Source organism: Vibrio sp. 10N.222.48.A3, from assembly GCF_041475345.1.
Lineage (GTDB): Bacteria > Pseudomonadota > Gammaproteobacteria > Enterobacterales > Vibrionaceae > Vibrio > Vibrio tasmaniensis_A.
Genome location: NZ_JBFRVX010000152.1, coordinates 1 through 10,752, shown reverse-complemented (window position 1 = coordinate 10,752; position 10,752 = coordinate 1). Strand labels below are relative to the sequence as shown.

Sequence of the window (10,752 nt, the reverse complement as noted above, 5' to 3'; positions counted from 1 at the left end):
CGCGATATTATTATAAATGTATATTTTTATTCAACGGAGCACGAAGCGCTCATTTCTGAATGTAACTGGAGGTTATTCTTATGTGCAAAAACAATACACATGCCTTTACTTTGATAAACGAAGCGATTGCAAAGGGTGAATCACCTGTTGATATCGCTCGCAGTCATAACGCTTCAATCCTTGAAGCTATTGGTGCAGATAGTTACTACGAATTACCAGAAAGGGTGCTTCAGAACCGTTTGAAGCGTGGAAAGATGATTATCTCTATCGATGGCATAGAAAAGCAATGTACGAGTTGTTTGGAATACTGGCCACTGACGCGTGAATTCTTTCATGCTAATAACTCTAATACGGATAATTGTCATGGTACTTGTATCTCTTGTGAAATCATTAGATCGACAAAAGAGCGTTACAAAAATCAGGCAAAACTAGGGAAGGCACCGTCGGAAGAAGATCTAAAAAAAGCGAAAGAACGAAAGGCAGTAAGACAAGAAGATATCAGATATGTCACCAATCAAGTCTTTCATTAATCTGAATTAGTGAGTAAGGGGTACTTATGTCAACTGTAACACCTATCGAATCTGCCACATCTAAAGCTTTATCTGTAGAAGTGGGCTCTATCAATAATTCTGATGTTGAACTGAGAAAAACGTTTTCAGATAAACACTTGGGGTTGATTTTAGCGTCACTAACTCAGGGCGATTTAGCAAGTAATCGTAGTAATGATTGGGTTCAATCTCTAAAGGATGACGATTTTTTACTGATGGACGGGATTATCAGGCTTTTTGGTGAAGCTGCTACGAGTGCTGCTATTGTTAATCATTTTGGTACCGTCGAGAAGTGGGTAGTGCGCTTAGCAGTCGCTGGTCATTATTACTGGTGCGATGCAACTGGTATTTATTCCGATGAGTTCAGAGTAACTTCAAATTCCTCTCGACTAAAAGTTTTTGAACTATATGGGGAAGAATCCAAATTAGATGTGGAGTTATCTACCCAGTTTACAGAAGTCACTACTTCTTTTTTAGATGACGTAGAGGGGCTACTTGAGGGTACCTATGCTGATATCGATATGGAAATTGTAATCGATACTAGCGAATATGTTGTCGATCTTATAGCTCATGAGTGGGCGCATTCTCTGACTTCCCAATCGGCTAAAGCCGCTTAATTACCTTGAAATGTCGCGATTTAGCGGCGTCTACTTTTTATAGGCATGTTCATGTTAAAGATTACTTTATCACTTGACGCGAAATTTCATATCGGTCAATTGGTGCAAACTATCGGTTTTTTTGATTGGTTCAGTGAGGAGCGTCATGGTTCCGAGTTAGCTGCTTGTATCCTGAAGCATACCACTGGCGATTATGGAGACTCTTGTAAGTTAGGTGTGCAACTCAACGAAGCTTCAATTTTGGATGGAAGCGATAGCGTCTTGAGCTTTTATGAAATTAGTGGGCAGAGTATTAGAATTCAAACGAATTTACAGCAAGGAGTTACAACTCTATTGCTTGCGGGTGAAGATTAACTATGCAATCGCCACAAGAGCAATATCACTGGTGGCTTACAGATTTATGGTGTGATTATGCAAGATGCTGATCTACGAACAGTAATTATGAATGGCCAATTCACTACACGAATTGGAAGTTTTAAAATTGGCAATATACTTGCTACCAAAAAGTTTAGATCTTGGTATACGGAAGAATGTATTGCAGAGATTGAAGAGTTTTTGGAAATGCATGTAAGAGGTTACTGCGGAGATATATCAGAATTCCCTAATCATTCTGATAGCAGTAATTTCTATAACGCTTTATACAATTCAGGGCTCGTTATCAGCAGCTTTACTGTGGATAATAAAGGGATAGTGATTTGTACGGATCTTGATACATGCCTAACTACCCTGATGCTTTCACAAGAGCCAAGACATTTATTAGGCTACCAACAATCAAAAAAAAGCTATCTTGTTGTTGGTGACCGTTTGTTAGGTTACGTCGACTATGATCTTTTCGATGGAACTCAGGTTTTATATTCTGCGGATTGTAGTTATTGTGACACTGAAAAAAAAACGTCTTTAGTCGAGCCAAAACTCTGTGAGGTATCACGCGATGTGGTTTGGGATAGCAAAGAATTACAGGCTATTGGTTTGAAAGTGAGTAATGTTGGTGAGTTTCACATAGTGAAAAGTACATTTATGTGAGACTAGCATCTTGTGTGCTATATTCTTTCAAAATTCAGGTTAAATTAACGGTAATTATGAACGTAGCTAAAGTCTATCTCGAAATGACGAATGCACAAGGTTTAAGTAAGACGGTTGCCATTACTAAAGTGTGTGATGCTGTAGGTCTGAAATACAATTCCGGCTATGCAACGGCATGGTCTAAAGAGGCTGGTGGACGGCCTATTCCACCAGCGGTCGTCAAGAAAATGCAGGAACTCGTCGCTTTTTATGTAGCTCAAGATTTGGGTTTACTCATCACTGAGGAGCAGGCTTTACTGTTCGCGTCAAAGTTAGCACCAAACACTTAACAAGCAGATCATGTTAATAAATAGCGACCGATGGTCGCTTTTTTTAGTTAGCATAGGCTATCAGATAATTAAAATGCACATGTGCATTATTTTAACTTGAAATAACGCATATACGCGTTACAATAGCTTTGTGAACTTACTATAAATAAAGTTAAGTAGAAGGAATAATGATGCTAGTTGAGATTAAGTGCATTACTAAATGTGGCAGTTATCACGTTTGGGAAACAGAGGTCTTGGGGCGCAAAGTTGAAGTATGGCAAAAGCAAACTAAAAAGCCTCAACTAATGGACTTAGCTCTTAGCTTCGCCTTTGATGATTGCAACTTGAGTGTTGATGAATTTATTAACCCGGTAATAAATGGGGGGGTTGGTGAGCTGATTATCATACCTTCAATTCCTTTATGCATAACAATAAACTTTTGTAAGCGTAAGTTGAGTGCAAGTCTCACTGGTTTAATTGGTTCGGCTCACCGTGATTTACAGGCTTATGCACTTATTGAGAGATATGGAAAACCGCGTATTGAGCGTGTAATTAGAAAATTATCTGAACGCTCTGAACAACGCTCCAAAACGACTCGATTAGAGCGTGATTTAATATCTGTTCTTTGCCATTCACTTGAAGCTGAAGCTTTATAAGGGAGAAATACGTGAATAATCGAATCCCACAACCAATTATCAAGTTTAGTGAATCAGGAGTCATGATTTCTGACTTAGTAGACAAACGCCACGGCTATTCTGAAAAAGATTACCCGTGGGCGCGAAAAATGTTAGGTAAATTTCCCATTCCAGACTGGCAACGGGATTCCGTTTGGACTTTAGCGCAAAAGGTGTCATTCGTAGAATCTTGCTATCTAGGTTATGACATAGGTTCTATTGTTGTGAACGGTTATCTTGATTTGGACAACAACACATTGGCTAAATACTCGGACTGTCTAATTGATGGTCAGCAAAGAGTTGAAGCGCTACTGGATTACACTAACGATAATTTCAAAGTCTTTGGATTTTTTTACAGTGAATTAGATCGAAGAGAACAATCTCGCTTTTTGTATCGAGAATTAGGCAAGCGAACAACAGACTGCTTTGATGAGCGTAAGCTTAAGACTGTTTACAACCACTTAAATTTCGCAGGGACAGATCATTTGGAAAGCGAACGAGCTTAACTAATAACCTAGAAATAAGGAATTTATAAGAAATGAAAATAGTAAAAGTGTCTGACGGCCTGATCTTTATACCCCACTCAGCACCACAAATATTTGCTCTGTGGTTGCTTTCCTTTTTTGCTAAAGGGTATGAAAAAACTTACAACGAAGAGGCTTATCCAGTAGGTCGCCGCTTCAAAGTCGATTTTAGTAATATATAAGGGAAAAATCATGTTTAGACAATTTTTAGCAAACTGGCTACTGACAACAACGGAACAAACCGTGGCGAAGGGTGTTACTGGCGTATTGGAATTGCATCTTAACCAATACAATATTCGCTCAAAAACTCGCGCCAAGGAAATGAAAGTCCCTCAGTTTGTTTATGATGAATACCTTGCTGAATCAAATCGACTAGGTGTGAAGCAAACATGGTCATTTGCAGGTGTGCAGATTGGTGTTTCTGCAAGTGATCGCTTCGAGTTCATCTAAGGGGAAAGGTTGGACATGGAAACCGAAAAATTAAACACGATTAAAGGGTTCGTAGATAACTTAAATATCGTTGTTGATAAACATCCGAATGTCGAAACACAATTTTGGAAAGGAAAGCATGGTGATATTTTAGCGATTGTTGATGTATTTAAAACATCATCGCAGTGTCATATTACAGCGTCTGGTGTGCGTTGCTTGGCTGCCGCTAGTCAGCAATCAGCATAACGGCGCTCACCACGGCTGCGTCAATGATAGAAGACTATGTATCTAGTGGTGTTAATTATGACGACATTGGGTTGACTGATTATGGAAACGACAATAGAGAAACTCAATCAACTACTGCTGCAATCCCATGCCGTGATTGATAAAACAACTGAAGGAGGGATTTCGGTGGGTGTGGTTCAGTATGTTCCTGAGATAAATGCGGCGGTCGGTTACTTGCAGAATAACCGTAACATGAAAATCGTAATTTCAGTTAAACCGCAGAGCCCTACAGTGCATTTAGTGATTGGTCACAAGAGTGGGGAAGAAATTATTGTAGAGAAAGAATACCCTTCGCTCGAAAGCGTAACGGAAACGGTACTCACAGACCTTTGTGCGACTCATCTAATGAACAGCTAGGGGGGGGGGATTAAGAGTAAGTGTGAACTGAAAACAATCAGGCGCTATATTAAAGGCTAGGTGATAACCTAGCCTTTTTGCCATTTTTAATATGTAAACATCTTTCGAACCAGTAGTTAATTCAATGCGGTGTGCTTATGGCCAAATTGGTATATTTCTTCGATTTATAAGCAGATTCCATTTTCCTGTCCACCAATTTCTAACACGGCACTAAGTTACCGTTTATCGGCGAGGTGGTGTTCGTCAGTCGTAATAAACGCAAATAGGCATTAATTTTTGATGTATTATAACGCATATGCGCGTTATAATTATGTTCTATTCATCAGTTAAAGGAAATAAAATGGCTTATTTCAACGAAAATGGTGAAGTGATTTTCGGTCGAGCTCCTAAAAAGGAAGCCACCAGCCGCAAGAAGGCACCTACACGCTCTTGTAGTGTATTTGAAGAGGCAGAGATTAAGAAAGTAAAAGTCGAGCTGGAGGCTTCTGACGGCGTATTTATTTACAATTCTGAGGGTGAGAATTTTGCATCTCGTCGTCATATAGGCGCTGATTTACGAGTTCGCCGCTTAAGAGGTGAGGGTTATCACGTCACACCTATCTTTGGGACTTCTTTAGAACATGACTGTTTTCACCAGGAGTCGTTTGTGGCTCACGTTACGGTTCGTGAACCTACGGAGTTAGAGGATAAAAGTAGTTTGACCCAATCAAAGCTCGATGACATGGACAGAATGTATCAATTTGCGATTAAGGAAATATGTCAGCGAAATAGCATCAAATCGCTTATTGATGAAGAAATGCTTACTGATTTTGGTTACACGTTGGGTGGGGTGTTCTCACATATCATTAAATATCACTCGGAACTTCACAAGAAGAATAAGAATGCTTTACCCGAACTCCTTTGTGGTTTCGTTGGCTTATCTGATCCGAATTTTGCCGAGTACATGATAGAAAACTGCCTTTAATATATATGGAAGCCTAGAAATGAACAGAACGATTAAGCCGACAGTTATCATTGCGTGCTCAGCAGATAAGTTACGTAGCGGAAAACCAATGGAGATGTACAACGGAAGGTTGTTTAAAGACATTCGTTGTCATCTTGGGTCTGCAGATGTAAGTGATCACATTAACTTAATTGTAATGAGCGCCGAACATGGCTTCCTTTCCGCTAACACTTCGGTTTCAAAATACGACACCCAAATGGGAGTGGATGTTACTCCTGCTGAATGGGTTAAAAAACATACTCGTAATTGCGCAATGAGTTTAGGTATTTCAACTATCCATGAAGAGGATAGAGCTGGTGGTTTGTTTGTATTTTTACCAAGTGCATACCAACAAGCGTTTGAAATGATGCTAAAAAAGTCGATATTCAAAGGAGTGGTGAAAGATTTCAAGCAATTTTACATGTGTAAGGATTTTAGGGGGATCGGCGTGATGCGCTCTCGATTAATTAAACTCCTGAAACATAAAGCGAGTCCTGTCGCTGAATTAATGCATTTTCGGTCAGGAATATCAGCTGTCGGGGAGTTTGAAGGGGCTGTTCAGGCAGGTCAATTCAGGGGGATGTCTCTTGCGAACGTTAACTTAAAGTCTGCAGAGGATAAACCTGAGTGCGATTGGCTTATGAATCGAATGAAACTCGACTTATTTGCAGATAAACCTTTCTTTTTTGACAACGGCATCATCAATGCGATTAAAAAAGGCCAAGACATCGATGCTGGTGCAGTACTGAGGGAGGTTGAACAAATTTCCAAGACTTTTGCCCCGGGTTCCGGTCATAACTTCTATTTCGTCTTACCTGATGATCCTTTCAATCAGATCGCTGCCGTTGATGTGTTACGTGAAAACAGAGACATTATTCAAAGGCTCTCGAAATCCGTTTCGCTAATCATGCCTATTCATAAAATCACTACTGGAAATTTACAGCAGCACGCGCTCGACATGTTGGAAGCTATAGATTTTGCACCAGTAATTTTGGGTATACCGACTCGATGTGATGCGAAGCTTCCAAATGGAAAGTCCGTTAACTTAAGAATGGATATTAAGGACATTGAAACGTTGTTTGAGCTAAAAGATACTCAGAATCAACCAGTATTTACTCGCGTCCATTTTTTGGGTATGTCTGAAGCTAGTAAGGGTGGTTTTATACGCACAAACAATGGCTGTTATCAAGAGCGTGTCGCTATTGCCAATTTGCATCAAAAGGAATTTAGTAGCGACGTTTGCGTAATGCAGAGCTTTTTCGGGGCCAATAAATCAGCTCGCGCGGGTAGTGTTCATGTTCGATCTTTAGATGCTGAGCTGAGTAAGTTTGCTATAGAAAATAGCGCACTAATCGACTATTTACGTACTACTGGATCGACAAAGGTGCTTTATTCCATTCTTGACTCTTTAGAATGTACGCTTAACCCTATAATCATAGATAAGCACATAAGCTATTGGAACGAAATCACAGACCCTCGATACCACGTTAAAGGTTCTACTGGATTTACAGTGCCGTATAACGAACTTCTCCAAACCGTGCATAAGCATATTGATATAGATAAGTACCTTGTAGCAGATTACCTAATTCAACTTTATAAGGAAGAACTGGTCACTGTGTATGAGTTACCTAGTTATGATGAACTGAGAGCTTTAGCATTGGTAAAAGTTTTTTCCGATGAATCCAATTATTACACTTCCAATTCGCCCCATCTATTTTCTGAGATTGTAGAGGTGGAGGATTTTAGGGGAATGCAGTGTTCGAAGGTACCTAGAAATCGGAATGCGGTTACCATTTCAACTGAGGAGGAAGTAGTACTTGAAGTTGAGGAGGCCTCTACAATAGATACGCTGGATATTTTGACCTTTTTAAAGTCTGCAATAAATGATCATGTAACTATCCAGCCTGAAGCTATACAAGTGGAATCTTTTGTAGAACCAGAGCTTAAGGTGACTTTTATTGGTGACATTATTTATGAATTGAAAGCTGCAGTTATTGGCGCTGGTATTTTTACGGATACTAATAGTGATACGGCGGTGTTTGGATGTGAACCTGACGAGGGAGCAGGAATAATCGAGCAGCTTCAATCAGCAGTGCTAATTCGGGGTCCTTTGACTGAACTGGTGACGGCGTTCGAGAAGGAAGAGGTCCTTACTTAAAAACGTTAATTGTCGAGGCGTTAACAGCTGCCTGTTCCTGTGTAGGGGGGGGCTTCGCGGCTTTGGTGTTTACGATAAAATTCTAAAACCCTACCTTTCAACTCTCTTCAAGTTAGTCTACTCAGACAATGCATCTCTAGTGTCCCTAATGATCTGTTTCACCCCGTCCTCTGTAAGAGGGTAATTGTCATTAATAATACCCGCAACCAAAATAATGCCATTAAGGTCACTGCCGGCCATTGATAGGTTAGGGCAGCTACACCAGTCGGGATAGTTCTGCAACAAACGCTCCGATGGAATGGAAATAGATATGTCTTGCTTTAAAAGGACAAGAATGGATTTTAGGTCTAAATTATCTAACATGATGTTTACCTTTAAGGCTTGATGGTTTTTAGGGTGTCAATAATGGCAATCCCTTCGTTATTTATGCAGTTTGATTTAACCAGTGTTTCTAGTACTTTTTCAAGCTTATTAATTGTTACTTTAGACTCTTTTAACTTGCGGTCCATATCGTCAGCATTTTTCTTTAAGTCATGAACCCACGAAACTTTGGATAAGGTTATTTCAAACTCTTCATTTGTTGGCTGGTGGTTAAAGGTTCCGCCGCAATAATTCAGTCCAAACTTTGTTAATTCTTCAGCAATTCCACTGAGCTGGATATCAACGTTAAACTCAATGCTGGTTGTCTTAGGATTTGTCATAGTAATTACTCTAATTTTTAGGTTACTTCAACGGAGTTAATGTTAGCGTTATCATTTGCTTATAAATACATCAAGCCAATGGAGGCTATGAGTCGTAAGAACTTTCTAAGCGGCGGTAGAGAATGCCATGTCTAAATAACTCAACATATTGTCCAGTTCGTCTAGTTGAAAAAAAGCATCTTGATAAGTGACGAAGCCAAAGGTTTTTTTATCCGAACAGAAATCTCGGTACATGCTCGCGATGTCTTGGAGCTCACTTGAATCGTTACTCTCGATAGTCCAGGCAACGACTCGTTTTGATGGTGTGTGTACTGCCCCTGCTTGTAATGCGCGAGAAAAACTCTTGTATTGCGAGCTATCAAAGTGAACAAGTTGAACAGTTGCTGAGAAGTGACTCATAATAAAACCTCGTTTACACTATATACTGTAATTTTAGCATGTAGTTCATGAATTAGCCACTTCTCATACTCTAATTTGGAAGTCTTTGCTAATTTGGAAGTCTTTACTATTTGGATTGACGCCTAACACCTAATAATACCTATAAAAAACCACCCGAAAGAGTGGTTAGTTTTATCCTTTGTCAGCTAAATCGAGTTAACACTCATTGCTAAATCAATATTATCTTGGTGAGGGTTTATATTAATTAATTCTGCTGGCTTGCATCGTCCACTTTCAAAAACTGGCACTGAAGCTGTAAGCAATACTGGTTTCGTTGCTTCTAGGTATCGATTATCCAAACCGCTGGTGGTAAGAAGTGTTTCGTCACACAACGTCTTCTGGACGCAGTGAGCGTAGGTTTTTTTTAATTCGCTGAGTAGCTTGTCTATATTCCCCTTTGTAATGTCGTCTTCCCTTAATGCTTTAGTTCTACTATCCCATCCCAAGTCTTCAATTACTGCCATCATGACACTATCAACGGCCACGTTTTTTGAAATGGTCAGTATTGATGTTTTGACGCTTGTTTCTGAGTGTAAAAATGTCGTACTAGGAAGTGACATGTTTGATAGGAGGTTTATAGGTGAATCGTTATGAGCCCCATCGATTAGGCCCTGGCGAAATGCTTTTGATTTGCTATTCGCTAAAATCCCGTCAGGAATAACAAGAGAACAAATACCCAGTGGCTTCAGTAGTCTAATGGACATTTCTGTGATTGCTATATCTAGAGGGACCGTTGAGTTGTATTTTAATTTAGATAGCTTCTTTCCATCGACGTCTTTAAAGGTAGGGCTATCGATCTTAAGGCCGCCGTTAGCGTATAGATACTCTAAAGGTTTATTGTAGAAGCACGGCAGAGTCATTCCTGCAGGGTAATTGTTTGACGATACTTTGTGGAATGGAGGGTTACCGATGACGCAATGAATTTGACCCTCATACATAGGAAGTAACTTTAATGCATCGCCATTGTGAATTGTTAGGTCAGTAAGTGGCACTCCGACTAACTGTTGCAGCATGAAGTTCATGCTAACTGCGTCGGTGCTAGAGCGGTTCAAATCGTTAACTATAAAATCCATTCTAGGCAGTAATTCAGGACATTTATGGTAAGCGGCCTTGATGAATCTCATTAGTATCGCCCCAGTACCACAGCTCGGTTCTAAGATCTTCAATCGCTCATCTTTTTGTAATTTCTTCGATAGGCACATAAGGCTATCAACTGCTACATTGCACATGATATCTGAGTGAAGGGCGGGGGTGAAAAACTCAGACCCATAACTACGACCACGTTTCGAACCTTCTTGGTTGATGTTCGCAAAGTGGTCGTCCCCAATTTTGGTGTTAGATTCAAGTTCCTCCCAGAGAGATCTCCAAATAACAAGATTTTCAGGAAGGGTGAGTTCGTCGCCGTCGTACTTCAAGTATGACATTAAGTTGTCAGTTATGTCCCAAACGCTTTGGTACATTAGACCTTGCTTGCTAAAACCTAGCTTCCTCATAGCATCAGAAGTTGCATTCGAAAATTGTAATGCCGGGTTTCTTTCAATTTGGTAATTCATGGTCTAGTTCCCCACTGAGATATTGTTGATGTATCGACGGCTTTGATATGTTGATTAGCCTTTACACTTAGCTTTCATCTTGTTCATCGTTCTTAGCTGGTGGCTCTTGTATGTGAGCTTGTATTTCTTCATCACTCTGTCAAAGTGATGAAGAA

The 10,752-nt window shown here is 40.0% G+C and carries 17 protein-coding genes; 13 read left to right on the top strand and 4 right to left on the bottom strand.

The genetic code is table 11. The annotated features are described in order from the left end of the window. Nucleotides 1-80: 80 nt before the first annotated feature. The 13 genes from AB4653_RS05750 to AB4653_RS05690 all read left to right on the top strand — a co-directional run bounded on the left by AB4653_RS05750 (nt 81) and on the right by AB4653_RS05690 (nt 7,905). Nucleotides 81-530, top strand: coding sequence for a hypothetical protein (locus AB4653_RS05750; RefSeq protein ID WP_102257411.1), 450 nt, complete (start codon nt 81-83; stop codon nt 528-530). Between the two features lie 26 nt (nt 531-556). Beyond that, a complete protein-coding gene (locus AB4653_RS05745) occupies nt 557-1,165 on the top strand; it encodes a hypothetical protein (protein ID WP_102257410.1) in 609 nt (202 codons plus the stop codon). A gap of 51 nt (nt 1,166-1,216) precedes the next feature. Continuing rightward, complete coding sequence (locus tag AB4653_RS05740; protein ID WP_102257409.1) at nt 1,217-1,519, top strand: hypothetical protein; 303 nt, start codon at nt 1,217-1,219, stop codon at nt 1,517-1,519. A gap of 57 nt (nt 1,520-1,576) precedes the next feature. Further along, on the top strand, nt 1,577-2,188 hold the full coding sequence (locus tag AB4653_RS05735) for a hypothetical protein (protein WP_102257408.1): 612 nt from the start codon (nt 1,577-1,579) through the stop codon (nt 2,186-2,188). A gap of 56 nt (nt 2,189-2,244) precedes the next feature. Beyond that, nucleotides 2,245-2,517: a hypothetical protein gene (locus tag AB4653_RS05730; RefSeq protein WP_133151955.1), complete on the top strand. Its 273-nt coding sequence runs from the start codon at nt 2,245-2,247 to the stop codon at nt 2,515-2,517. A 167-nt stretch (nt 2,518-2,684) separates the two neighbouring features. After that, the gene (locus AB4653_RS05725; RefSeq protein ID WP_133151954.1) at nt 2,685-3,152 is read left to right on the top strand and encodes a hypothetical protein; all 468 of its coding nucleotides are present in this window, start codon (nt 2,685-2,687) and stop codon (nt 3,150-3,152) included. Between the two features lie 11 nt (nt 3,153-3,163). Beyond that, nucleotides 3,164-3,676 (top strand): DUF262 domain-containing protein, encoded by a 513-nt coding sequence (locus tag AB4653_RS05720; protein ID WP_240798309.1) that lies wholly within the window; start codon nt 3,164-3,166, stop codon nt 3,674-3,676. Nucleotides 3,677-3,708: 32 nt separating this feature from the next. After that, on the top strand, nt 3,709-3,876 hold the full coding sequence (locus AB4653_RS05715; protein ID WP_157936390.1) for a hypothetical protein: 168 nt from the start codon (nt 3,709-3,711) through the stop codon (nt 3,874-3,876). 10 nt (nt 3,877-3,886) lie between these two features. After that, complete coding sequence (locus tag AB4653_RS05710) at nt 3,887-4,144, top strand: hypothetical protein (RefSeq protein WP_102257405.1); 258 nt, start codon at nt 3,887-3,889, stop codon at nt 4,142-4,144. Between the two features lie 15 nt (nt 4,145-4,159). Continuing rightward, the gene (locus tag AB4653_RS05705) at nt 4,160-4,369 is read left to right on the top strand and encodes a hypothetical protein (protein ID WP_102257404.1); all 210 of its coding nucleotides are present in this window, start codon (nt 4,160-4,162) and stop codon (nt 4,367-4,369) included. 81 nt (nt 4,370-4,450) lie between these two features. Further along, a complete protein-coding gene (locus tag AB4653_RS05700) occupies nt 4,451-4,765 on the top strand; it encodes a hypothetical protein (protein WP_102257403.1) in 315 nt (104 codons plus the stop codon). 340 nt (nt 4,766-5,105) lie between these two features. Beyond that, nucleotides 5,106-5,729 (top strand): hypothetical protein, encoded by a 624-nt coding sequence (locus AB4653_RS05695; RefSeq protein ID WP_102257402.1) that lies wholly within the window; start codon nt 5,106-5,108, stop codon nt 5,727-5,729. 19 nt (nt 5,730-5,748) lie between these two features. Further along, entirely contained in the window at nt 5,749-7,905 is a 2,157-nt protein-coding gene (locus AB4653_RS05690) for a hypothetical protein (protein ID WP_102257401.1), read from the top strand. A 117-nt stretch (nt 7,906-8,022) separates the two neighbouring features. On the opposite strand, the gene AB4653_RS05685 is transcribed toward AB4653_RS05690, so the two are convergent. The 4 genes from AB4653_RS05685 to AB4653_RS05670 form a co-directional block, all read right to left on the bottom strand. Then, nucleotides 8,023-8,268, bottom strand: coding sequence for a hypothetical protein (locus tag AB4653_RS05685; RefSeq protein ID WP_102257400.1), 246 nt, complete (start codon nt 8,266-8,268; stop codon nt 8,023-8,025). Between the two features lie 11 nt (nt 8,269-8,279). Then, entirely contained in the window at nt 8,280-8,606 is a 327-nt protein-coding gene (locus AB4653_RS05680; RefSeq protein WP_102257399.1) for a hypothetical protein, read from the bottom strand. A gap of 105 nt (nt 8,607-8,711) precedes the next feature. Beyond that, a complete protein-coding gene (locus tag AB4653_RS05675; RefSeq protein ID WP_102257398.1) occupies nt 8,712-9,005 on the bottom strand; it encodes a hypothetical protein in 294 nt (97 codons plus the stop codon). 185 nt (nt 9,006-9,190) lie between these two features. Continuing rightward, on the bottom strand, nt 9,191-10,597 hold the full coding sequence (locus AB4653_RS05670; RefSeq protein WP_102257397.1) for an N-6 DNA methylase: 1,407 nt from the start codon (nt 10,595-10,597) through the stop codon (nt 9,191-9,193). Nucleotides 10,598-10,752: the final 155 nt, after the last annotated feature.